The 22,356-nt window shown below is 73.6% G+C and carries 19 protein-coding genes and 2 pseudogenes; 9 read left to right on the forward strand and 12 right to left on the reverse strand.

Annotated elements, in window-relative coordinates; translation table 11 throughout:
- Positions 1-203: 203 nt before the first annotated feature.
- From AB0P35_RS19225 to asnB, 5 genes are all read right to left on the reverse strand, one after another.
- A complete protein-coding gene (locus tag AB0P35_RS19225; protein WP_363512007.1) occupies positions 204-431 on the reverse strand; it encodes a hypothetical protein in 228 nt (75 codons plus the stop codon).
- 225 nt (positions 432-656) lie between these two features.
- Entirely contained in the window at positions 657-2,042 is a 1,386-nt protein-coding gene (locus tag AB0P35_RS19230) for a GNAT family N-acetyltransferase (protein WP_363512009.1), read from the reverse strand.
- Between the two features lie 98 nt (positions 2,043-2,140).
- Positions 2,141-3,589 (reverse strand): aminotransferase class V-fold PLP-dependent enzyme, encoded by a 1,449-nt coding sequence (locus tag AB0P35_RS19235; protein WP_363512011.1) that lies wholly within the window; start codon positions 3,587-3,589, stop codon positions 2,141-2,143.
- Between the two features lie 96 nt (positions 3,590-3,685).
- Positions 3,686-4,792, reverse strand: coding sequence for a hypothetical protein (locus tag AB0P35_RS19240; RefSeq protein WP_363512013.1), 1,107 nt, complete (start codon positions 4,790-4,792; stop codon positions 3,686-3,688).
- 175 nt (positions 4,793-4,967) lie between these two features.
- Positions 4,968-6,818, reverse strand: a complete 1,851-nt coding sequence (gene asnB / locus AB0P35_RS19245; RefSeq protein ID WP_363512015.1) for an asparagine synthase (glutamine-hydrolyzing) — start codon at positions 6,816-6,818, stop codon at positions 4,968-4,970.
- Positions 6,819-6,978: 160 nt separating this feature from the next.
- Here asnB and AB0P35_RS19250 point away from each other — a divergent pair, with 160 nt between their 5' ends.
- Complete coding sequence (locus tag AB0P35_RS19250; RefSeq protein ID WP_095876273.1) at positions 6,979-7,254, forward strand: hypothetical protein; 276 nt, start codon at positions 6,979-6,981, stop codon at positions 7,252-7,254.
- 33 nt (positions 7,255-7,287) lie between these two features.
- On the forward strand, positions 7,288-9,114 hold the full coding sequence (gene glmS, locus AB0P35_RS19255) for a glutamine--fructose-6-phosphate transaminase (isomerizing) (protein ID WP_363512017.1): 1,827 nt from the start codon (positions 7,288-7,290) through the stop codon (positions 9,112-9,114).
- 58 nt (positions 9,115-9,172) lie between these two features.
- Here glmS and AB0P35_RS19260 read toward each other — a convergent pair whose 3' ends face one another.
- Entirely contained in the window at positions 9,173-10,159 is a 987-nt protein-coding gene (locus AB0P35_RS19260) for a DUF5937 family protein (RefSeq protein ID WP_363512019.1), read from the reverse strand.
- 106 nt (positions 10,160-10,265) lie between these two features.
- Here AB0P35_RS19260 and AB0P35_RS19265 point away from each other — a divergent pair, with 106 nt between their 5' ends.
- Positions 10,266-11,540 carry an MFS transporter gene (locus tag AB0P35_RS19265; protein WP_363512021.1) on the forward strand — a complete coding sequence of 425 codons (1,275 nt, stop codon included), beginning with the start codon at positions 10,266-10,268 and terminating at the stop codon, positions 11,538-11,540.
- A 90-nt stretch (positions 11,541-11,630) separates the two neighbouring features.
- On the opposite strand, the pseudogene AB0P35_RS19270 reads toward AB0P35_RS19265, so the two are convergent.
- Together AB0P35_RS19270 and AB0P35_RS19275 are read right to left on the reverse strand one after the other, a co-directional pair.
- Positions 11,631-11,912: pseudogene (locus AB0P35_RS19270) on the reverse strand (darcynin family protein); the annotation flags it as partial.
- Positions 11,913-11,923: 11 nt separating this feature from the next.
- A pseudogene (locus tag AB0P35_RS19275) lies at positions 11,924-12,265 on the reverse strand (NAD(P)H-binding protein); the annotation flags it as partial.
- A gap of 104 nt (positions 12,266-12,369) precedes the next feature.
- Here AB0P35_RS19275 and AB0P35_RS19280 point away from each other — a divergent pair.
- Positions 12,370-13,353 (forward strand): LysR family transcriptional regulator, encoded by a 984-nt coding sequence (locus AB0P35_RS19280; RefSeq protein WP_363512023.1) that lies wholly within the window; start codon positions 12,370-12,372, stop codon positions 13,351-13,353.
- 69 nt (positions 13,354-13,422) lie between these two features.
- Here AB0P35_RS19280 and AB0P35_RS19285 read toward each other — a convergent pair whose 3' ends face one another.
- Positions 13,423-14,922 (reverse strand): amino acid decarboxylase, encoded by a 1,500-nt coding sequence (locus tag AB0P35_RS19285; RefSeq protein WP_363512025.1) that lies wholly within the window; start codon positions 14,920-14,922, stop codon positions 13,423-13,425.
- A gap of 123 nt (positions 14,923-15,045) precedes the next feature.
- Here AB0P35_RS19285 and AB0P35_RS19290 point away from each other — a divergent pair, with 123 nt between their 5' ends.
- The 4 genes from AB0P35_RS19290 to AB0P35_RS19305 are packed head-to-tail and all read left to right on the forward strand — an operon-like array spanning position 15,046 to position 17,803.
- Complete coding sequence (locus tag AB0P35_RS19290; RefSeq protein ID WP_363512027.1) at positions 15,046-15,984, forward strand: LysR substrate-binding domain-containing protein; 939 nt, start codon at positions 15,046-15,048, stop codon at positions 15,982-15,984.
- 34 nt (positions 15,985-16,018) lie between these two features.
- Positions 16,019-16,375 (forward strand): VOC family protein, encoded by a 357-nt coding sequence (locus tag AB0P35_RS19295; protein WP_363512029.1) that lies wholly within the window; start codon positions 16,019-16,021, stop codon positions 16,373-16,375.
- 28 nt (positions 16,376-16,403) lie between these two features.
- Complete coding sequence (locus tag AB0P35_RS19300) at positions 16,404-17,060, forward strand: NAD(P)-binding domain-containing protein (protein ID WP_363512031.1); 657 nt, start codon at positions 16,404-16,406, stop codon at positions 17,058-17,060.
- 2 nt (positions 17,061-17,062) lie between these two features.
- Entirely contained in the window at positions 17,063-17,803 is a 741-nt protein-coding gene (locus tag AB0P35_RS19305) for a PIG-L deacetylase family protein (protein ID WP_363512033.1), read from the forward strand.
- On the opposite strand, the gene AB0P35_RS19310 is transcribed toward AB0P35_RS19305, so the two are convergent.
- Together AB0P35_RS19310 and AB0P35_RS19315 are read right to left on the reverse strand one after the other, a co-directional pair.
- Entirely contained in the window at positions 17,767-18,666 is a 900-nt protein-coding gene (locus tag AB0P35_RS19310; RefSeq protein WP_363512035.1) for a DedA family protein, read from the reverse strand. The genes AB0P35_RS19305 and AB0P35_RS19310 overlap by 37 nt on opposite strands.
- A gap of 3 nt (positions 18,667-18,669) precedes the next feature.
- Positions 18,670-18,864: a DUF1918 domain-containing protein gene (locus AB0P35_RS19315; protein WP_095877200.1), complete on the reverse strand. Its 195-nt coding sequence runs from the start codon at positions 18,862-18,864 to the stop codon at positions 18,670-18,672.
- Positions 18,865-19,198: 334 nt separating this feature from the next.
- On the opposite strand from AB0P35_RS19315, the gene AB0P35_RS19320 reads away from it, so the two are divergent.
- Positions 19,199-21,589: a discoidin domain-containing protein gene (locus AB0P35_RS19320; RefSeq protein ID WP_363512037.1), complete on the forward strand. Its 2,391-nt coding sequence runs from the start codon at positions 19,199-19,201 to the stop codon at positions 21,587-21,589.
- Positions 21,590-21,655: 66 nt separating this feature from the next.
- On the opposite strand, the gene AB0P35_RS19325 is transcribed toward AB0P35_RS19320, so the two are convergent.
- A complete protein-coding gene (locus AB0P35_RS19325) occupies positions 21,656-22,315 on the reverse strand; it encodes a TetR/AcrR family transcriptional regulator (protein ID WP_363512039.1) in 660 nt (219 codons plus the stop codon).
- Between the last annotated feature and the right edge of the window lie 41 nt (positions 22,316-22,356).

A 22,356-nucleotide genomic window follows, 5' to 3' on the forward strand; every position in this document is an offset into this window, starting at 1 on the left:
AGCGGCACTGTTGGCCGACCCGGACGTGATGACCGGTCACCGACGGGCCGCAATGCCGCGGCCGCGGCCGCGCACCATCGGAGCCCCCGGACGGTCGTGTGCGATCGGCCGTCCGGCAGGGCGGAAGCGGCGCGCGGTGTCCGCCCGGGGCGCGGGCCGTCGCGTGCCCGCCCGGCGGACCTTCGGCCCCCGGACCCCGGTGGTCATCCCGGCTGCTGGGCGACGATGAAGACCGACGACGGGCGGAGCTTCTGCCAGGCCGACGTGGGGTGGTAGCGGTAGTTCCAGGCGGTGGCGAGCGCGAGGGCCCGGTCGACGATCGCGCCCACCCGGTTCGCGTACATGTTGCAGCGCAGGAGACGCCCGATCCGGGAGGTCGGCGTGGCGATGAAGCCTCCGGCGCCTGTGACGACGGCATCGACGTGTGCCACGGCTCGATCCCCTTTCCGGAAATTACGATAAGTCACTGGAAAGGGATATATCGGGCCTGAGGGGGTGTCGGGGGGCTCTCGGGGTCTCGTCCCGTCTGCGCCCCTCCATTCGGCGCAGCGGACGGCACTCCGGCCCGGCCGCGAGGTGCGGCCGGGCCGGAGCGTGGTGCGGGTGTGCGGTGAGAGTGTGCGGTGCGGTGCGGGTGCGCGCTGGGAGCCGGCGCCTCAGCGGCGCGGGCGGGTCGGCCAGGGCGTGGGCAGCTTGTCGGCCGCCTCCGCCAGGTGGGCGGTGATCACCAGGGTGCCGTCCTCGACCTGGTAGTCGAGCGGCGCCGACAGCTTGCGCATGGTGGAGATCAGCCCGGTGTTGGAGGAGTGGGTGACCGCGTAGACGGTCGCCACCCCGGCCTCCAGGGCGAGTGCGGCCATCCGGCGCAGCAGGTCCACGCCCAGGCCCTGGCGCTGCCAGTCGTCCTCGACGAGCAGGGCCACCTCGGCGCCCTCGTCGTCCCACATCAGGTGGGCGAGGGCGACGATCCGCCGGTCGGCGGCCTCGACCGCGAGGGTCTGCCCGTGCCGGGGGTCGAGCAGGTGGGCCAGGTAGCGGTCGGCGTCCTTGACCGGCCCGTGGTAGCGCTTGCGCAGGGTGTCGGGGGAGCAGCGCCGGTGCATCTCCAGCGCGGCCTCCTTGTCGCCGGGCTCGGCGCGGCGGACGGTGAGGTCGGCGCCGGTCGGACGGGCGAGCCGCGCCTCGACCTTGGGCACCCGGGGCCCGAGCAGGCTGTCGAGCTCGACCAGGGCCTGGCCGCGGGCGAACTCGGTCGGGGTGAACGGCAGGTGCGGCCGGGTGAGCTCGATCAGGTCGCCACCGGGGACGGGCAGCCGCATGGTGTGGCCGTCCACCCCGGCCGGGGTGGACCGGCCGCGGTCCGGGTACTGCCGGATCGTGCACCGGCCGAACAGCTGCCGCAGCGCGACGGGCAGCTCGGCGGCGTCCAGGGCCGTCCGGGTGGCCAGGGCGAGCACGTGCGTGGGGGCGTCGACCAGCTCGTGCGCGTCGGCTCGGTCGGTCCAGATGTCCGTGCCGCCGGCCGCCGCGACGGCGGCGGTCAGCGCGGCCCGGTCCAGCGCGGCCGGGGCGCGCAGGAAGAACTCGTCGACGGCGCCGGCGGCCAGTGGGTGCGACTGCATCGACACGATGTTGACCCGGTGCGCGGCCAGCGCCGCGCAGACCCGCGCCAGGCTGCCGGGGGCGTCCTCGACGGTGGTGCGGACCCGCCACAGCACGGTGTCCTCCAGCTCGTCCAGGGGGCCGCTCACCGCGGCCTCCCCGGGCGGCGCATGGGTGTCCGGCACGGGCGGCCCGTGCGGCCGCCGGTGCGCCCACCAGCCGTGGAAGAGGGCCGTGGCGAGCAGGGCGACGGCCGACACCGCGAGCAGCACGGGCCCGTCGTGGCCGTGCACGACCACGTTGGCGACGAGGTCGGCGGTGGCCACGGCGAGGAAGACGGCTGCCAGTTCGACGGTCTCTCTGCGCCAGCGGTGGGTCCGGACGGCGCGCCGCTCGGCGCGCGAGGGGGCGTGTGCGGTGACGGGTTCACGAGTGTCCATGCACGTATCGTGTCGCGTCGGTGTTTCACGATCACGAATCCCCCGTGACCTGTCGGTAAATGTCTCCGCGGCCGCCGCGCCGGAATGATCGAGGCACGTCAGGCGGGTCGCTCGGTGTCCGGACGGCTCGTCAGCCCGGCGCCCGCGGCCAGTACTTCGTCCACGAGCAGGCGGATGTCGTCCTCGGTCGTGGTGGCGTTGAGCAGGCAGGCGCGGAGCATCTCCCGGCCGCCGAGCACGGCGCCGGTGACGAACACCCGGCCGCGCAGCTGGACGGCCGCGGGCAGCTCGCGGTTGAGCCGGTCGAGGTCCTCCTCGCCCGCCCCGGCCGGCCGGTACCGGAAGGCGACGATCGAGGTCTCCACCGGGGCGAGCAGCTCCAGCTCCGGGTGGGCCGCGACGAGCTCGCCGAGCCGGCGGGCCAGCGCGGTGGTGTGCGCGATGTCCGCGGCGACGCCGGCCCGGCCGCGGTGCGCGATCGACGCCCACACCTTGAGCGAGCGGAACGGCCGGGTCTGCTCGGTGCCGTACTCGGAGAACCAGCCGAGCGAACCGGCCGCCTCGTCGCGCAGGTAGGAGGGGACGAGGCTGAAGGTGCCGCGCAGCGCCTCGGTGTCCCGGACGAGCGCGCAGCCGCAGTCCACCGGCACGCCGAGCCACTTGTGCGGGTCGAGGGCGAGCGAGTCGGCGCGGTCCATGCCCGCGTAGCGGTGCGCGATGGCCGGGTCGAGCACGCCGAAGGCGCCGTACGCGCCGTCGACGTGCAGCCAGAGGCCCTCGCGCTCGGCGAGGTCGGCGATCGGCTCGAAGGCGTCCACCGCGCCGGTGCCGACGGTCCCGGCCGAGGCGACCACCAGGAACGGCAGCCGTCCGGCGGCCCGGTCGTCGGCGATCGCGCGCTCCAGGGCGGCGGTGTCCAGCCGGCCCTCGGCATCGGTGGCGACGGTGCGCAGGTGGCGGCTGCCGAGGCCGAGCAGCTCGGCGGCCTTGCGCACGCAGGAGTGGGTCTCGCCGGTGACGTAGCCGACCAGCGGGGGCAGCGCGGCCAGGCCGTCCTCGCGGACGTCCACGCCGGCGCGCAGCGCGGCCCGGTTCCGGGCGGCGGCCAGGCAGACGATGGTGGCCATCGAGGTGCCGGAGGTGAGCAGGCCGCCGCCGGGCGGGTGCGGGAAGCCGACCAGTTCGGCGATCCAGCGGACCACGGTGCGCTCCAGGTGGACGTCGGCGTGGTCGCCACCGGCCGAGCTGGGGTTCATCGCCGAGGCGGCCAGGGTGGCGAGCACGCCGGCCGGCTGCGGGGCGGAGTTCACCCAGCCGAAGAACCGCGGGTTGCCGTTGCCCATGGGCGCCGTCATGACCTGCTCGGCGACGGTCTTGAGCAGCCCGTCCAGCCCCGTGCCGGCCTCGGGCAGCGGCAGGTCGAGCAGGGCCTGCCGGTCGGCGTCGGCCATCGGCCGCCAGACCGGCCGGCCGGGCAGGCCCTCCAGGTAGTCGGCGACCAGGTCGGCCGCGGCGTGCGCCGCGCTGCGGAAGTCTTCGGAGGTCATGGTGGGGTGCGCTCCAGCGGACGTGGGTGGGGGAAGCCATGGCGCGGCTTCCTCGGCGCACCCGCGTGCCGATCGTACGCTCCTTACCGCAAGGGTCTAGTCCAGGGTGTTCGACAGGCCGCCCGCGGAGCGGCAGTAGCCGGCGATCTCCTTGTCGGTGATCTGCGAGCAGAGCTTGGCGGCGGCTCCGGACTCGGTGTAGTTGACCGTCCAGTAGCTGAGCAGGCCCTGCGCGCAGGCCTTGCGCTGCCAGGCGTCGGCGGCGGTGGCGCACTGCTGGGCGGCCCAGTCGGCACGGTCCAGGTTGTACTTCATGGTGCGCGAGCCGACCCCGCGGCTGCAGTCGTTGGCGCCGCCGCTGGCCTGTGCGTTCAGGCACCACTTGAGGGCGCCGGCGAAGGCCTCGGGATGGTTGGCGTAGTCGTGCGAGCTGAGGTAGAAGGTCGGCGCGTAGAAGAAGCAGGCGGACTGGAAGAGGCTGGGCTGCTCGGGGCAGGGGTAGAGCGGGTCGGCGGCGAGCTTGTCGGCGGGCAGGTTGGCCTTGGCCTTCTCGTCCTCCTCGTCGGGCGCGAAGAGCTGCATGAACACGCCCTCGGAGCAGGTGATCCGCCGGTTGGTGGTGGGGAACTTGTTGCACAGGTCGCGGGCGGACGGGATGTCCTGCTTGGTGACGAACATGATCCCGTGGCCGACGCCGTGGATGCACGGCCCGGTGTTGGCGGGCGCGCACAGCGTGAGGATGTCCTGCTGCGGGTTCTTGGACGCCGCGAGCATCTCCTCGACCGCGCCGTGCAGGTAGCCCGCGGCGCAGGTCTCGTGCGGGAAGGAGATCACCTTCTGGAAGTCCTCGTGGTACCGCTTCACCGCGGCGTGGCCGAGCTCGTGCGCGATCGGGTGGCAGAACCGCACGGTGTACGGCTTCGCCTTGCTGATCTTGTCGAGGTCGGCGAGCGCCACACCGGGGTCGCTGGCGTCCATCTCCGCCATCAGCTTGTTCCGCAGGGTGGAGCGGGTCCACACGGCCGGGTCGCCGGTCGGGGGCGCCGAGGCGGAGGCCGCCCCGCCGGGGGCGGCCTGGGTGGTGGCGGGCACGCCGGCCGCGACCGGTGCCGTGTCGGGCGTCCAGCGGGTCACCGTGACCGCGCCGATGCCGAGCACGCCGAGCAGGACTGCGGTGACGATCGCGAAGATCCGCGGATGCATGGTGCTGATTCCCCCGGTGGTCGACGACGGACGGGCGGCACACCCATCCTGGCTCCGGCGGCACCGATTGCACGGATCGGCCGCCGCCGAACGGCGAAGTGTCGGCACCGTCGGGGGAGGCGATTCCCCCGGACGGCGCAACAGGCCCCCCTGCCGACACCTCAGCTCCACCGTCTCACATCACGAGTGACACGGCGTACGTTCGCAGCCAGTCGTCGATGCCGAGCACCACCTCGGTGGCGGCCCGGGCGTACTGGGGGTCGGCGCCGGGGGCGAGCGCGTCGGCGACGGCCCGGCGGTCGAGCAGGGCCGCGGCGGGCGCGTCCCGGTCGGCGGCGAGCCGACCGAGGGAGGCCTGCAGGGCGCGCGGGTAGCGCAGGTCCTGGATCGACGGGTAGGGGCTCTTCGCCCGGTCGGCGACCGCGGCCGGCAGCAGGTCGCGGACGGCGGCCCGCAGCAGGCTCTTCTCCCGGCCGTCGGCGGACTTGATCCGCCACGGCGTGTTGAAGACGTACTGGACCAGCCGGTGGTCGCAGAACGGCACCCGCACCTCCAGGCCGCAGGCCATCGACAGGCGGTCCTTGCGGTCCAGCAGGATGCGGACGAAGCGGGTCAGGCTGAGGTGGGTGAGCTCGCGCATCCGGCGCTCCACCGGGTCGGTGCCGGGCAGGTGCGGCACGGCGGTCAGCGCCTCGCGGTAGCGGTCGGCCCGGTAGGCGTCCAGGTCCAGCTTGGCGAGCAGGTCCCGGCCGAGCAGCCCCTCCCGGGGGCCGGCGCCGAGGCCGGCCGTCCGGGACAGCAGGGCCGCCCAGGGGAAGGTCTCGGCGGCGATCAGCGCCGGGTCGTGGAACCACGGATAGCCGCCGAACAGCTCGTCCGCGGCCTCGCCGGAGAGCGCCACCGTGGACTCCCGGCGCACCGCGCGGAAGAGCAGCAGCATCGAGGTGTCCATGTCGCCGAACTCCCACGGCAGGTCGCGGGCGCGCAGCACGGCGGCCCGGTGCGCCGGGTCGCTGAGCGCGTCGCTGTCCAGCTCGACCGTGCGGTGGTCGGCGCCGACGTGCTCGGCGACCAGCCGGGCGTACGGGCCGTCGGGGGTGCCGCGCATGGCGTCCGGCCGGAATCGCTCGCTCTGCCCGGTGTAGTCGACCGCGAAGCTGCGGATCGGGCCGTCGTCGCGCGCGTGCAGCTCGGCGGCGGCGAGCGCGGTGATCGCACTGGAGTCGAGCCCGCCGGAGAGCAGGGCGCAGAGCGGTACGTCGGCGTCGAGCTGACGCCGCACGGTGTCCGCCAGCAGGTCGCGGACGGCCGCGGCGGTGGCCGGGCCGTCGTCGGTGTGCTCGCGGGCCTCCAGCGCCCAGTACCGGCGGGTGGTGAGCCCGGCCCGGCCGACGGTGACGACATGGCCGGGCCGGACCTCCGCGAGGCCCCGGTAGACGGCGTGCCCGGGTGTCCGCGCGGTGCTGAGCAGCTCGCGCAGCCCGTCCAGGTCGACCTCGGGGCGCAGCGACGGGTGGGCGAACAGCGCCTTGGGCTCGGACCCGAAGAGCACGCCGTCGGCGGTGCGGTGGTAGTGCAGCGGTTTGACGCCCATCCGGTCGCGGACCAGCAGCAGCTCCTCGCTCCGGGCGTCCCAGAGGGCGAAGGCGTACATGCCGTTCAGCCGGTCGGCGAAGCGCTCGCCCCACTGCAGGTAGGCGCGGAGCACCACCTCGGTGTCGCTGCGGGTGCGGAAGCGGTGGCCGGCCCGCTCCAGTTCGGCGCGCAGCTCGCGGTGGTTGAAGACCTCGCCGCTGTAGCTGAGGACGGCAGGGGCGTGGCCGTCCTCCTCGACGGCCATCGGCTGCGCGCCGCCGGGCGGGTCGATCACGGCGAGCCGTCGGTGGCCGAGCGCGGCGTGCCGGGCGAGGTGCAGCCCCCCGCCGTCCGGGCCGCGGCAGACCATGGTGGCGGTCATCGCCTCCAGTACCGCACGCTCCCGGGTGAGGTCCCGGTCGAACGCCACCCATCCCGCGATCCCGCACATGCCGGCCTCCGACGATGTCTTTGCGTATGCGGACCATGACGCTACGCGGTCGGGTTCGGACGCCGCAAGAGTGTTCGAGGGCGTCGAACGTCGGAATGCCTGCCCGATTTCGGGCAGGATTCTTGGGTATTCGGCGGTCGGGCGCATAGGCTCCTCGACCGTGCCCGCCTCACCCCACCCTCATGAGGACCTCCTCGCCCACCTCACCCGCACCACCCCGCTGGGGCCGGGCGAGGCCGCGCGAGTCGTCGCCGAGGTGGTCGCGTACTTCTCCGAGACCACCGAGGAGTACGTCCGCCGCCGCCACGGTGAGCTGCAGGCACGCGGCCTGACCAACGAAATGATCTTCGCCCGCCTCGGCGCCGAACTGGCGTCCCGGCGTGTCGCGGCGCCTGAGCTGTCCACCCGGCAGCTGCGTCGCATCGTGTACGGGTGAGCCGCCCGACCGCCGAACCGAAGGAGTCCCACCATGTGCGGAATCGTGGCCTACATCGGCCCCAAGGACGCCACCGCCTTCCTGCTGGAGGGCCTGCAGCGACTGGAGTACCGCGGCTACGACTCGGCCGGCGTCGCCGTCACCGGCAAGACCGGCACGCTCAAGGTCTGCAAGACGAAGGGCCGGGTCGCCGACCTCGCCGCCGCCGTCCCCGCCCGCTTCAAGGGGACCACCGGCATCGGCCACACCCGCTGGGCCACCCACGGCATCCCCAGCGACGCCAACGCCCACCCGCACGTCGACAACGCCGAGCACATCGCCGTCGTGCACAACGGCATCATCGAGAACGCCGACGAACTGCGCGCCAAGCTCACCGCCGAGGGCGCCGTCTTCTCCTCGGAGACCGACACCGAGGTCCTCTCCCACCTGATCGCCGCGCACACCGGCGAGGAGACCGAGCTTGAGGACGCCGTCCGCGCCGCCCTCAAGCACGTCGTCGGCACCTACGGCATCGCCGTCGTCGACGCCCGCCAGCCCGACCGCATCGTCGTCGCCCGCAACGGCAGCCCGATCGTGCTCGGCCTCGGCGAGAAGGAGATGTTCGCCGCCTCCGACGTCGCCGCCCTCGTCCGCTACACCCGCCAGGTCGTCCACCTCGAGGACGGCGAGCTCGCCGTCGTCCGCGCCGACGGCTTCCGCACCTTCACCGAGGACGCCCGCACCGTCACCCGCCAGCCGTCCACCGTCGACTGGGAGGTCGGCTCCTACGACACCGGCGGCTACGAGCACTACCTGCTCAAGGAGATCCACGAGCAGCCCGGCGCCGTCGAGCGCACCCTCTCCGGCCGGCTCGACGAGCGCTTCGCCACCGCCCACCTCGGCGGCCTCAACCTCGACGCCCGCGAGCTCCGCGAGATCCGCCGGGTGAAGATCCTCGGCTGCGGATCCGCCTACTACGCGGGCGAGATGGGCGCCCAGCTGATCGAGGAACTGGCCCGCATCCCCGCCCACAGCGAGCCCGCCTCCGAGTTCCGCTACCGCAACCCCGTCATCGAGGCCGACACCCTGTACGTCGCGGTCAGCCAGTCCGGCGAGACCTACGACACCCTCGCCGCCGTCCAGGAGATCAAGCGCAAGGGCGGCCGCGTCCTCGGCGTCGTCAACACCGTCGGCAGCGCCATCGCCCGCGAGTGCGACGGCGGCATCTACCTGCACGCCGGCCCGGAGATCTCGGTCGCCTCCACCAAGGCCTTCACCTCCACGGTGATCGCCTTCGCACTGCTCGCCCTGAACTTCGGCCGCATCCACGACCTCTCGCCCGCCGACGGCCGCCGCATCGTCAGCGCCCTCAAGGCCCTGCCCGACCACATCCGGCAGATCCTCGACCAGCAGGACGAGATCGCCAAGCTCGCCGCCGAGTACGCCAACAATGCCGGGATGATGTTCATCGGCCGGGTCCGCGGCTACCCGGTCGCCCGCGAGGGCGCCCAGAAGCTCAAGGAGATCAGCTACGTCCACGCCGAGGCGTACCCCGCCAGCGAGCTCAAGCACGGCCCGCTCGCGCTGATCAGCCCCGAAATCCCCACCGTCGCCCTCGTCCCCGACGACGAGCTCCTCGACAAGAACCTCACCACCCTCGGCGAGATCAAGGCCCGCTCCGGCCGCGTCCTCGCGATCGCCCACCGCACCCCCGAGACCAGGCTCGCCGACCACTGCATCCTGGTCCCCAAGAGCGAGCCCGAACTCGACCCGCTGCTCCTCAACATCCCGCTGCAGCTGCTGGCCTACCACGCCGCCGTCGCCCTCGGCCGCGACGTCGACAAGCCGCGCAACCTCGCCAAGTCCGTCACCGTCGAGTAGCCGGACGCGAACGGCCGGCCGGCCGGCGGAGCCCCCACGGGTCCGCCGGCCGGCTCCCTTACGAGCCCGCCGCCCTGAGGAGGACCTCGGCGGCCTCCGTCCGGACGTACAGCACCTGGCGCCCGACCCGGTGCGCGTCGAGCAGCCCGGCCTCGCGCAGCGCGCCCAGGTGCTGCGAGACACCGCCCGGCGTGACCCCCGTACGGCGGGCGAGTTCACCGGTCGAGGCCGGCTCGTCCAGTTCGGCCAGCAGCAGCGCCCGGGTCCGTCCGAGGACGGCCGCCAGCGCGCGCGACGGCTCCCGCTCGCGCCGCTCCCACAAGGTGGCGACCCCGCGCGGCGGATACCGCAGCGTCGGCTGCCAACCCGGGCCGGTCACCGAGAACACCGTGGGCCAGACGAACGCCGAGGGCACCAACAGCAGCCCCTGCCCGCCCAGTCGCCGGCCGCCGCGCGCGTACCGGTGCCCGATGCTGAGCGTCTCGCCCTCCCAACCGACCTGGGAGCCCAGGTCGTTGAGAAGGGCCTGGGCGCCCGACCGGGCCAGCGTCCGGGCCCGGTGCAGCACGTCCCCCTCCAGCAGCGCCCGCAGCCGGGGCCACAGCGGTGCGAGCGCGACGGCCCAGAACGCCTCGACGGTGTCGGCGAGTTCGGCCAGCCCGCGGACCGGGTCCGCCCACAGGGCGGCGACCCGCTCGGAATGCGGTGCGCGGGGGCCGCTCAGACCGGCCCGGACCGACTCCGGCGCGGTGGCCCGCAGCGCGTCGAGTTCCACCCGCAGATCGGGCACCGAGGTGGTCGGCGGCGGCGCGACGAAGACCGGGATGGTTCGTGGCAGCTCCGGGACGAGGTCGGCGAGCAGCCCCCAGTCCAGCCCGGCGGCGGTCAGCCGCTCCCGCGCCGGCCCGCTCCACGGCAGGTACAGCGGATGCCCCTCGGGTCGCTTCAGGACGCGGACGGCGGCCACCACCTCCCACAGCGGGGAGATCGCGAACCGGGTCCGCGCCAGGTCGCGGGTGGTGAACTCCAGGTCCAGTATCGGCACTTCGCCCTCCGCAGTCGTCCGCCGGCGGCCGCTCGGGGCCGTCCCGAATTTAGCCCACGCTGAATCCATGGCCGCGACGGACCGCCGGCCGCCATGGTCTGACGCCATGACCACCACTCACACATCGGCGTCGCCGCCCGTTCCCGCCCCGTATGCCGCCGAAGGGCCCGACCGCGCCTACCGGTTGCTGCTCGCCGCGGCCGCCGCCGGCAAGGCCGGCAGTGCGGTCGGCAGCCTGGCCGTGCCGCTCACCGCCGTCCTCGCCCTGCACAGCCCCGCCTGGCAGGTCGGACTGCTGGCCGCACTGCAGACGGCCGCCTTCCTGTTCGTCGGCCTGCCCGCCGGGGCCTGGGTGGACCGGCTCCGCAAGCGGCCCGTCATGATCGCCGCGGATGTCGCGCGGGCGCTGCTGTACGTCTCCGTCCCGGCGGCCTGGACGCTCGGATGCCTGACCTTCGCCCAGCTCTGCGCGGTGTCACTGCTGGCGGGCACGGCCACCGTGTTCTTCGACATCGCGGCACAGAGCCACCTGCCGGCCGTGGTCGGCCGCGCCGGCCTCACCCGGGCCAACGCCCACCTGGTGACCGTCGATGCCGTCGCCCAGATCGGCGGACGGAGCGCCGGCGGCCTCCTGGTCGGCCTGCTCACCGCCCCCGTGACGCTGCTCGTGGACGCGGCCGGCTGCCTCGGATCCGCCTGGCTGCTGCGGCGGATCCCGCGCCCCGAACCTGCCCCCGCCCGGACGGGCCCCCGGGGCCGCCGGCTCGCCGGGGAGATCCGGGACGGACTGCGCTTCGTGCTCGCCCACCCCGTCCTGCGGCCGATCGCCTTCGCCGGCGCCCTCACCAACGTGTCCATCCAGCTCTGCCAGACCGTGCTGCCGCTGGTCTTCGCCCGGACACTGGGGCTGCCGGACGCCGCCACCGGCCTCTTCTTCGCGGTCGGCGGCGTCGGCGTCCTCCTCGGCTCCCTGCTCGCCCGCCCGCTGGCCCGCCGGCTCGGGGCCGGCCGACTGCTCTGGCTGATGGGGCTCGCGGTGGCGCCGGTCGGCATCGGCGTCGCGCTGGTCGACCGGGGGCCGGCGCTCTGGTGGGCGGCCGGGGCCTGGCTGGTGACCACGCTCAAGGTCGGCATCGACAACGTGATCAAGGTCAGCTTCCGCCAGCACGTCACCCCCGACGAGCTGCTCGGCCGGATGAACGCCACCATGCGGGTCATCCTCACCGGCGCCCTCACCGTCGGCGGCGCCCTGGCGGGCCTGCTGGGCTCCCTCCTCTCCGAACGGGCCGGCCTCTGGGTCGGTGCGACCGGACTGGCGCTGGTCTGGCTGCCGATCTGCCGGTCACCCCTGCGCACCGCCCGCGACCTCCCGGGCACGTGAGGCGCCAGGACCTGACGGGAGCCGAAGCCGATGCCTTCCGGCCGTCACCGGCCGGAAGGCATCGGCCCGGTTGCGCGCGTGGGCGGTGTGTCAGGTGGTGATGGTGGCGACGGTGTCGAGGCCGTAGGTTCGCGCGTAGCCGTTCTCGGTGCCGACGAGGAGGTCGACGACGTCGAAGTAGCGGTCCCAGAACGGGGTTTCGCGCAGTGCGTCGATGAGGAGCCGGTAGGCGTGGTGGTCGTCGGCCTCCCACACCCAGACGTCGGTGACGCGCGCGGAGTAGAACTCCGTGTCGTAGAAGCGTGACCGGACGCCGGTGGTCCTGGCCTGGATGGCCGGCAGGACCCGGGTCGTGAAGGCGTCCACGCGTTCCCGGCGGCCGTCCGGCCGAGCGCGGAGACGCCGACGACATGGCCGACGCCGTGGGCGGCGAGCGCCCTGACGGCGGGGAGGGTGAAACCGCTGTACGTGTCGTACGGGGTCAGGGAGGCGTCCGGGGGGACGAGCCAGAAGACGGCGTCCGCACCCTCGAAGGCCCGGTCGAGGACCTCGGCTTCCGCGTGCGAGCCGGTGACCACCTCGACGCGGCCGCGCGCCGCGTCCGGGAGCCGGGCGGGATCGCGCACGATCACGCGCAGCTCCTCGCCCGCGGCGGGAGCGGACTCCAGGAGCCGGGGGAGCAGGTGCCGGCCGATGTTCCCGGTGGGAGCGGTGAGGACGATCATGAAAACCTCGCAGGTCGTACTGGTTCGGTACGTCCCTCATCCTGCGGAGGACCTCCGTGCTGCCACAATGGGAACCTCAGCACGGAATCATTGCTCGAAATGGAATGATGCTGGTGAACAGCCCCGATCCGGTCGTCGACGCCAACCTCGCCATCGCGCTGGACGCGCTGCTGGCCGAGCACAGCGTGACCCGCGCCGCCGCACGTCTGCACACCTCGCCCGCCGCCATGAGCCGCACCCTCGCTCGTCTGCGCCGCATCCTCCAGGACCCCCTCCTGGTCCGGGCCGGACAGACCATGGTTCCCACCCCGCGCGCGCAGGCCCTGCGCGAGGAAGCCGCCACGGTGGTACGCAGCCTCTCGGCGCTGCTCAGCCCCGGCGCGAGCGTCGACCCCGCCCGCCTCAGCGGCACCTTCACCCTCCAAGCCGCCGACCTGGTCGGCGCGGCACTGGCCCCCGGCCTGCTGCACTTGGCCCAGCGGGAGGCGCCGGGGGTCTCGTTCCGGATCCGGGCCGAAGAACTGGAGGCCGGACCGGCGCTGCGCGACGGCCGGATCGATCTGGAGATCGGATCCATCGACCACGCGGACCCCGAGACCCAGATCGAAGAACTGGTCAGCCTCCGCATGGTCGCGGCCGTCCGGCCCGGCCATCCGCTCACCGAAGGGCCGCTGACCCCGGCCCGGCTCGCTGCCGCCCCGCACGTCGCGGTCAGCCGCCGCGGCCGGTTCAGCGGCCCCCTCGACACCGCCCTGGCCGAGCAGAACCTCCACCGGCGGGTCAGCGTCGTCCTCCCCAGCCACCTGGCCGCGATGACCCTCGCCGCCCGCAGCGACATCGTCTGCCTCGTACCCGCCGCACCCCCCGGCGCCGCCCCCTCGCCCCTCACCCACGACGCCGGCGCCCTCGGACTCCACCTCCTCGACATCCCCCTGGCACTGCCACCACTGACCATCGGCATGGCCTGGCACCCCCGACACACGGCCGACGGCGCCCACCGCTGGCTCCGCGACGCCGTCCGCCGGACCCTCCGCACACCGACGGCAGCGTCCGAGACCACCGTGGCGGACGCCATCGGCCCCGAGTAGGACGACCGCCCAGGCCCGTGCGGACGCGGGCTCGTGCGATGCGGGCCGTCGGGATCCGCCGGACAGGTCCTACCGGTCCGCGACGACCCGCAGGGTTGCGACGGCCGGGTCGGCGGCTCCGCGGACGTGGCCGGTCGGGGCGGCGGCGACCCGCTGGAGGAAGTCGACCAGTTCGGCGGTGATCTCCTCGCCGGGCAGCACGTTCGGTATGCCCGGCGGGTAGGCGGAGAGCGTGTCGGCGGACACCCGGCCGACGGCCCGCGCCGCGGGGACGAGCCGCCCGGGCGCCAGGAACGCCTCCCGCGGGGTCATCCGGACCTGCCCCGGCGCGGGGAGCTCCAGCGCGAGGGAGTCCGCCGAGACCCCGGGCACCACCGGCAGCGCGTGCAGGGCCGCCGCGAACCGCTCCGCCTCCGGACCGGCACCGGCCCCGACCACCGCGACCACGGCCGCGTCGGTGGCGACCTCCACCAGCACCCCGTGCTCCTGCATCAGCCGCCGCCGGGCCTCGTGCCCGGTGATGCCACCCGCCCGGACGTCCACCGACACCCGCAGCGGGTCCGCCGCGACGATGTCCCGGAACCGGGCGAAGCCGTCGCTGACCACGGCGAACCGCCCGCCGGCCCGCACCGCGGCCCGCACCGCGTCCGCCGCCGCCAGCGACTCCGCGATCTGCCGCTGCCCGCCGACCAGCGTCCGCCGGGCCTCGTCCAGCGAGGCGAGCAGCAGGGCGCTGGCACTGGTCGACTGGGTGAGGTGGAAGACCCGCTCGACGAGCGGCTCCAGCCGGTCCGCGAACGGGCCCTCGCCGAGGTGCAGCATGGCGGCCTGGGTCAGCGCCCCGCCGAGCTTGTGCGTGCTGGAGACCACCAGGTCGGCGCCGTGCGCGAGCGCGTTCGCGGGCAGCTCCGGGTGGAAGCCGAAGTGCGAGCCCCAGGCCTCGTCGACGATCAGCGGCACCCCGGCGGCGTGCGCGACCCGGGCGAGCGCGGCCACGTCGGCGACCGCGCCGAAGTAGCTGGGGGTGACCACGTACGCGGCCGCGGCCTCCGGGTGCCGGGCGAGTGCGACCGCCAGGTCGCCGGCCGTGACGCCGTGCGCGATGCCCGTCCGCCCGTCCACGGTGGGCCGGACGAAGGCCGCGCCCAGGCCGGACAGCACCAGGCCGTCCACCACGCTGGAGTGCACGCTGCGCTGGACGACCAGGGTCCGCCCGAGGGCCTGCGCGACCAGGGCGGCGATCCGGTTGCCCTGCGAGGCGCCGTTGGTGAGGAACCAGGTCCGCCGGGCGCCCCAGGCGTGGGCCGCGAGCCGCAGGGCCTGCTCCATCGGGCTGTCCGGGCCCAGGTCGATGCCCTCCAGCAGCGGCGGCAGGTCGCGCCGCAGGACGTCCTCGCCGACATGGCCGGCCAGTCCGGCGAACCGGTCCGGGTCGGCGGCGTGCCCGGGCACGTTGAGCCGCAGCCAGTCGCGGTCCGCGCTCGCGCGCACCGCCTCGGCGTACGGGGCGCGCAGCTGGGCCGGGTCGGCGAGGGCGGGGACGGGGGAGGAGAGGGTCGTGGTGCTCACCCCCCGACCGTCGCACCGCGCCGCCCATCGAGGAACCCGGTACTTTTCTGGACATCTCCAGAAAACATCGATGGCCGCCGCCCCGGGCCGTCGACCGGACCACCGACAGCCGAGGCCCCACCCGTGCTCGATCTCCGGCACCTCCAGGTGCTCCGCGCCATCGCCCGCGAGGGATCGCTGGCCGCCGCCGGCCGCGCCCTGCGGCACAGCCAGCCCACGGTCAGCCACCACCTGGCCACCCTGGAGGCGCACTTCCGCACCCCGCTGGTCCACCGCGGCGCCCGCGGCGCCGTCCTCACCGAGGCCGGCCTCGCCCTCCTCCCGCACGCCGAGGCCGTGCTCGACCGGATCAAGGTCGCCGATCGGGAGATCGCCGACCTGGTCGAGCACGGCGCCGCCACCCTCCGGGTCGGCACCTTCCCGACCGCGGGCGCCCTGCTGCTGCCCCCGGCGGTCCGCACCCTGCACCGCGCCGGCGTGCACATCGCGCTGACCGAGGGCGAGCTGCCCGCCCTGCTGGCCGGGCTGCGCAGCCGGCAGCTGCAGGTCGCCCTGGTCTACTCCCGGCCGGACGGCGGCCTCGACCTCGGCGAGGAGTTCGTCGTCCACCCGCTGCTGGAGGACCCGCTGCTGCTGGTGCTGCCCGCCGACCACCCGCAGGCGGCCCGCGAGCGCGTCCCGCTGGCGGCGCTGCGCGGCGAGGGCTGGATCCTCGGCCTCAGCGAGTCCGACCAGGTCGACCGGGTGCTCTTCCGGGCCTGCGCGGACCAGGGCTTCGAACCCGTCCCGGTGCTGCGCACCGACGACTACGGCGTGCTGCAGGGCTTCGTCGCGGCCGGCGTCGGCGTGGCGCTGCTGCCGCGGCTCGGCCTCGGCCCGCACCGCGAGGACCTCGCGGTGCGGGCCGTCGACGGCCCGCAGCTGGTCCGGCGGATCGGCGTCGCCGTCCTGCGCGCCGGCGGATCGGCCAACGCCCGGGCCCTGTTGGAGGCTCTGCGTGACGAGGCGGACCGGCTGCGTCACCGCTGGTCGCAGCCTCACCCGGCGGACGGCGGGTGGTGATGCCCCGTCAGCTCGGGTGGACTATGGTGCGGGCATGGCACTGGAGTGGGAGCAGGTCGTCGTCGACTCCGCCGACCCGGTGGCGCTCGGCCGCTGGTGGGCGTCCGCCCTCGGCTGGACGGTGGTCCACGACGCACCGGACGAGTTCGAGATCCGCCTGTCCGCGGACCGGCTGCCCGGTCTGCTCTTCGTCCCGGTGCCCGAGCGCAAGCAGATCAAGAACCGCCTCCACCTGGACTTCCGGCCGGACGACCAGGCGGCCGAGGTCGACCGCCTGATCGCCCACGGCGCCCGCCGCGCCGACGTCGGCCAGGACGGGGCGTCCTGGGTCGTCCTCGCAGACCCGGAAGGCAATGAGTTCTGCGTCCTCAGCCAACGAAGCGACCCCTGAACGGGACCCCTCACACGGGAGACTTGCGATGCGATTCGGGATCATCGGCACGGGCACTGTCGGCCGCACCCTGGCGGCCAAACTCGTCGCGCTGGGCCACGAGGTCACCCTCGGCTCGCGCACCAAGGACAATCCGGCGGCCGTCTCCTGGGCCGAGCAGTCCGGCCCGAGCGGCCACGCCGGCACCTTCGCCGACGCCGCCGAATTCGGTGAGGTACTGGTCAACGCCACGGCGGGCACGGTCTCGCTCCGGGCGCTGCGCCTGGCCGGCGCCGAACGGCTCGCCGGCAAGGTGCTGATCGACGTCTCCAACGCGCTGGTGTTCTCGGCCACCGGCGAGGTCAGCCTGGAGCCGGTCAACACCGACAGCGTCGGCGAGCAGATCCAGCGCGAGTTCCCCGAGACGCGGGTGGTGAAGGCGCTGAACACGCTGTCCGCCCCGCTGATGGTGGACCCGGGCCGGGTGCCCGGGCCGCACCAGCTCTTCATCGCCGGCGAGGACTCGGAGGCGAAGACCCTGGTCCGCGGCGTGTTGGAGCAGTTCGGCTGGCCCGGGGAGCAGATCATCGACCTCGGCGGGATCAGTGCGGCCCGTGGCACCGAGATGCTGATGCCGTTCTGGCTCAGGCTGATGGGCCACTTCGGTCACACCGACTTCAACTACTCGATCAGGAGCGCCGACTGACCATGACGGACCAGGCACCACCCCCGTACCGGCCGGTCACCGAGGACTGGCGCACCGCCCTCGCCGTCGTCGCGCACCCCGACGACATGGAGTACGGCGCGGCCGCGGCCGTCGCCCGCTGGACCTCCCAGGGCAAGAAGGTCGTCTACGTGATGGCCACCAGCGGCGAGGCCGGCATCGACTCGATGGACCCGGAGACCTGCCGCCGTGTCCGCGAGGAGGAGCAGATCGCCTCCGCCGAACTCGTCGGCGTCGACGTGGTGGAGTTCCTCGGCCACCCCGACGGCGTCGTCGAGTACGGGCTGCCGCTGCGCAAGGACATCGCCCGGACGATCCGCCGGCACCGCCCGGACATCGTGATCACCACCAACTTCCGCGAGACGTACGGCGGGACGTGGCCCAACCAGGCGGACCACATCGCGGTCGGCCGGGCCACCCTGGACGCCGTCCGGGACGCCGGTAACCGCTGGGTCTTCCGCGACCTGCTGGACGAGGGCCACGAGCCGTGGAACGGCGTCCGGCAGCTGTGGGCCGCGGCCTCCCCGGACTCCGGCCACGCCGTCGACACCACCGACCACTTCGAACGCGGCGTGGCCTCGCTGGAGGCCCACCGGGCCTACCTGGACGGGCTGGGCGGCGACATGGCCGACGCCCGCGGCACCCTCGAAACCTTCGGGGCGATGGCCGGCGAGCGGCTCGGCACCCGCTACGCCTCGCCGTTCGAGGTCATCCTGCTCGGCTGACCGTCCGGCCCCGGCCCGCCCGCGCCGGACCCGCCCCCTCGCGTGTCGCGCGGGGGCGGGTCCCGGTCCTCCGCGGGAGCCTCCTCACCGGGCGCCTCCTCGGCCGCGCCGCTCTTCGCCGGGCCGTCCACCGCAAGGCCGCTCTTCGCCGGGCCGTCCATCGCGGGGCCGTTGCCCGCCGGTCCGCTCCTCGCCGGGCCGTTCTCCGTGGGTGCCCCGGTGTCACCGCCGCCATCGGTCCGGCGCTTCCGACGCCGCCGCAGGTAGGCCCGCAGGCCGAATCCGGCCGCCAGCAGGCCGGCCGCGACCAGCAGGTAGACCTGGTAGCGCACCGCCCGTTCGTAGAGGGCGCCGATGTCGGTGCCGAGGGCGTAGCCGAGGGCGGCCCAGACGCCGACCCAGAGCGCGGCGCCGACGATGTTGGCGGGCAGGAAGCGCCGCCAGGCCATGTCGGTGGTGCCGGCGATGATGCCGTTGGTCTGGCGCAGTACGTCGATGAACCGGGCGACGACGACGACCTTGACGCCGTTGCGCCGGAAGAAGCCGTCGGCTTTGGCCATCCGGGCCGGGGTGAGCGCGACGTACCGGCCCCAGCGGTGGACGAAGGCGTGGCCGCCGGTGCGGCCGATCAGGTAGCCGAGGGAGTTGCCGACCACAGCGGCGGTGAACGCCACCGCGACCACGACCGCGATGGACATCCGGCCGGTGCCCGCGTAGACGGCGGCCAGCACCAGGACGGTCTGGCCGGGCACCGGGATGCCGCAGTTGTCGAGCAGCACGAGCAGGCCCACTGCCAGATAGCCGTAGTCGTCCAGCAGTGGGGCCAGGTGGGCCAGCGGGCCCGGCAGCGGCGGCGCGGGCAACCGTCAGCGGCGTTCCTGCTGGTGCTCGATGACGCAGTCGGGCCCGGGGTACACCAGCCCGTCGTGGCCGTCCTCGAAGCGGACCAGGTACGGGGGCTCGCCGTCGGTGCCGCGGACCTCGATGATCTCGCCCTTGCGGTCCACCATGCCGACGGACCGGCTGTGGATGTGGAGCTGGTCGCCTACGGTGGCTTGCATGATCATGCTCCTCGGTGACTCTCGGCACTGAACTGTGCTTCCACTCTGCGGCGCGGTTTCACCGCCCGCAATGGGGGCGGCCCGGTCCCAACTCCCCACGTCCGGGCACTGATCGCATCCTTGCCGATCTACAGCATTTAAATTGCAGACTTCGATCGGGTTTTTGCGCACTGGTATGGACTTCGTGCATCCGCTGCTCGTAGTCTCGCCACGCCCGGCGGAAGTCGCGGGCCGCCCCGGCGCGGGTTCGACGCGGCGTCAGTGCGGTGCGGCAGTCGGGCACTTGCCCTCCATCCGGAGCACCCCCACCATCGGCAAGGATGTGCAGCCGCAGATGCAGCAACCACTCCCCACCCGGCACGGAAAGCGCACCGTCGCCGCCCTGACAGCGACCGCCCTCGGCACCGTCGGCCTGCTGACCGCCGTCCTGGCGAACGCGGGCGCCGCGCACGCCGCGGGCGTGCCCGCCCTCTCCCCGCTGAACGTCCCGGGCCGCGGAGCGACCGTGCCGTTCGTCGAGCAGGAGGCGGAGTACGCCGCCACCAACGGCACCGTGATCGGCCCGGACCGCAAGTACGGCGCGCTGCCGTCCGAGGCGTCCGGCCGCCAGGCCGTCACCCTCAGTGGGACCGGCCAGTACGTCGAGTTCACGCTGCCGCAGGCGGCCAACTCGATCGACTTCCGGTACAGCCTGCCGGACTCCCCGGACGGCAAGGGCCGCGACGCCTCGATCGACCTGCTGGTCGACGGCGCGAAGCTGAAGAGCGTCCCCGTCACCTCGAGGTACAGCTGGTACTACGGTGGTTACCCGTTCAACAACAACCCGGGCGACACCAACCCGCACCACTTCTACGACGAGACCCGCACCCTGCTCGGCCAGAGCTACCCGGCCGGCACCAAGATCCGTCTGCAGGTCGCCTCCACCGCGCAGTCGCCCACCTTCACCATCGATCTGGCGGACTTCGAGAACGTCGCCGCGCCGATCGCCAGGCCGGCCGGCGCCCTCGACGTGGTCGCCGACTTCGGGGCCGACCCGACCGGCGCCACCGACTCCACCGCCAAGTTCCAGGCCGCGGTCAACGCGGGCGCGGCGCAGGGCAGGACCGTCTACATCCCGCAGGGCACCTTCACCCTGTACAGCCACGTGATCGTCGACAAGGTGACCCTGGTCGGCGCCGGGCCGTGGTACTCGGTGCTCGGCGGACGCGACCCGATCAACCGTGCCAACGCGGCGGGCATCTACGGCAAGTGGGCCAACCAGGGCGGCAGCTCCGACGTCACCCTCAAGGACTTCGCGATCATCGGCGACATCCGCGAGCGGGTCGACGAGGACCAGGTCAACGCCCTCGGCGGCGCGATGTCCAACTCCACCGTCGACAACCTGTGGCTGCAGCACGCCAAGGTGGGCGCCTGGATGGACGGTCCGATGGACCGCCTCACCATCAAGAACAGCCGCATCCTCGACCAGACCGCCGACGGCGTGAACTTCCACACCGGCGTCACCAACTCGACCGTCACCAACACCTTCGTCCGCAACACCGGCGACGACGGCCTCGCGTCCTGGCCGCAGGACAAGCCGAACACCAACGACAGCTTCACCCACAACACCGTGGTGCTGCCGATCCTGGCCAACAACATCGTCACCTACGGCGGCCGCGACTTCACCATCTCCGACAACGTCATGTCGGACACCATCACCAACGGCGGCGGCCTGCACATCGCCAACCGCTACCCGGGCGTGAACTCCGGCAGCGGCACCGCCGTCGCGGGCACCATCACCGCAGCGCGCAACACCCTGATCCGCACCGGCAACAGCGACTACAACTGGAACTTCGGCGTCGGCGCGGTCTGGTTCAGCGGACTCAACGAGCCGATCAGCGGCGCGACGATCAACATCACCGACACCGACATCCTGGACAGCTCGTACGAGGCCATCCAGACCATCGAGGGCGCGGCCAACGGCATCAACTTCACCAATGTGAACATCAACGGCGCCGGCACCTACGCCGTCCAGGCGCAGGCCAACGCCACCCTGACGTTCACCAACGTGAAGGCCACCAACATCGCGCAGTCCGCCACACCGATCCACAACTGCGTGGGCACCGGCTTCGTCATCACCGACGGCGGCGGCAACTCCGGCCTCACCGGCTCCACCTGCACCGGCACCTGGCCGAACCCGGTCTGGACGTACAACGGCGTGCCCTCCGACCCGGGCACCTCCAGCCCCTCGCCCAGCCCGTCGCAGTCCTCCTCCTCGCCGTCGCCCAGCCCCTCCTCCTCGCCGTCGCCGACCTGCCCGACCGGCACGGGCAACATCGCCCAGGGCCGCCCGGCCACCGCCTCCGGCACCAACCAGTCCTACGGTGCGGGCAACGCGGTGGACGGCGACGCGAACTCGTACTGGGAGAGTGCCAACAACGCCTTCCCGCAGTGGGTGCAGGTCGACCTGGGCTGTGCGGTGAGCCTCGGCAAGGCGGTGCTGAAGCTGCCGCCGGCCTCGGCGTGGAACGCCCGGACGCAGACGCTGTCGGCCTCCGGGTCCACCGACGGCTCCTCGTTCACCACCCTGGTGGGCTCGGCCGGCTACACCTTCGACCCGGCCACCGGCAACACGGTGACCATCAACCTGCCGGCCAACTCGACCCGCTACCTGCGGATCACCGTCACCGGCAACACCGCCTGGCCCGCCGGCCAGGTCTCCGAACTCCAGGCCTTCGCCTCCTGACGGCGAAGACCTGGCAGCGGATGCCCACCTCACCGGAGGTGGGCATCCGCCTTTCCGTCCGGGACTTCAGGCCGCCGGGCGCTCCGCCAGGTAGCCGCGCAGCAACCGCTTGCACTCGGCGATCAGCGCCGGATCGCCCTGCGGGTCCAGCCGGAACGCCAACTTGAGGACGGCGTCCGCGCACTCCAGCGCCACCCGCAGGGCCAGCGCGAAGCCCGGGTAGGCGAACAACTCGCCACCGAGGGCACCGATCCGCTCCGCCACCGCCGCGTTGTTGTCCAGGTCGCGGTCGAGCAGGTGCTGGTCGTCCCGCAGATCGCCGGGCACGGAGCCGACCAGCCCGAAATCCAGGTGCCCGAACCCGGCCACGCTGCGCTTCATGGCGACGAACTCGTCCACCGCCAGGTCGACGAAACCGGGGATGCCGACCGGTTCCGCCGCCTCGATCCGGACGGCCAGCCGGGCGAGGAAGCTCTCCAGGTTCCGCTCGGCGAGCGCGCCCAACAGGCTCTCCTTGCCCGAGAAGAACTGGTACAGCGTGCCGATCGGCACCTGCGCCCGGTGGGCGACCTCCTTGGTCGTCAGCGCGGTCGGGCCGACCTCGTCCAGCAGGCCCGCGCAGGCGTCCAAGAGTCGCTCGTACCGTTCCTGGCTGCGCTGCTGGACGGGCCGCCGGCGGACCGCCCCGGACGGCGGGCGATGGTCTGTCCCCGTCTGCGCCTTCATGGGATCACTGTGCCGCATCGGGTGTTCCAGGCGCGAATCAC

Origin of the sequence: Kitasatospora sp. NPDC085879, from assembly GCF_040686255.1 — a bacterium.
Taxonomy (GTDB): Bacteria; Actinomycetota; Actinomycetes; order Streptomycetales; family Streptomycetaceae; genus Kitasatospora.

Bases quoted from the DNA above. Each gene is read 5' to 3' on its own strand.
- AB0P35_RS19315 (WP_095877200.1), bottom strand. From the start codon at position 18,864: ATGCAAGCCACCGTAGGCGACCAGCTCCACATCCACAGCCGGTCCGTC.
- asnB (WP_363512015.1), bottom strand. From the start codon at position 6,818: ATGTGCGGGATCGCGGGATGGGTGGCGTTCGACCGGGACCTCACCCGG.
- AB0P35_RS19280 (WP_363512023.1), top strand. From the start codon at position 12,370: ATGATGCTGGTGAACAGCCCCGATCCGGTCGTCGACGCCAACCTCGCC.
- AB0P35_RS19265 (WP_363512021.1), top strand. From the start codon at position 10,266: ATGACCACCACTCACACATCGGCGTCGCCGCCCGTTCCCGCCCCGTAT.
- AB0P35_RS19230 (WP_363512009.1), bottom strand. From the start codon at position 2,042: ATGGACACTCGTGAACCCGTCACCGCACACGCCCCCTCGCGCGCCGAG.
- AB0P35_RS19235 (WP_363512011.1), bottom strand. From the start codon at position 3,589: ATGACCTCCGAAGACTTCCGCAGCGCGGCGCACGCCGCGGCCGACCTG.
- AB0P35_RS19320 (WP_363512037.1), top strand. From the start codon at position 19,199: ATGCAGCAACCACTCCCCACCCGGCACGGAAAGCGCACCGTCGCCGCC.
- AB0P35_RS19240 (WP_363512013.1), bottom strand. From the start codon at position 4,792: ATGCATCCGCGGATCTTCGCGATCGTCACCGCAGTCCTGCTCGGCGTG.
- glmS (WP_363512017.1), top strand. From the start codon at position 7,288: ATGTGCGGAATCGTGGCCTACATCGGCCCCAAGGACGCCACCGCCTTC.
- AB0P35_RS19325 (WP_363512039.1), bottom strand. From the start codon at position 22,315: ATGAAGGCGCAGACGGGGACAGACCATCGCCCGCCGTCCGGGGCGGTC.
- AB0P35_RS19300 (WP_363512031.1), top strand. From the start codon at position 16,404: ATGCGATTCGGGATCATCGGCACGGGCACTGTCGGCCGCACCCTGGCG.
- AB0P35_RS19295 (WP_363512029.1), top strand. From the start codon at position 16,019: ATGGCACTGGAGTGGGAGCAGGTCGTCGTCGACTCCGCCGACCCGGTG.
- AB0P35_RS19305 (WP_363512033.1), top strand. From the start codon at position 17,063: ATGACGGACCAGGCACCACCCCCGTACCGGCCGGTCACCGAGGACTGG.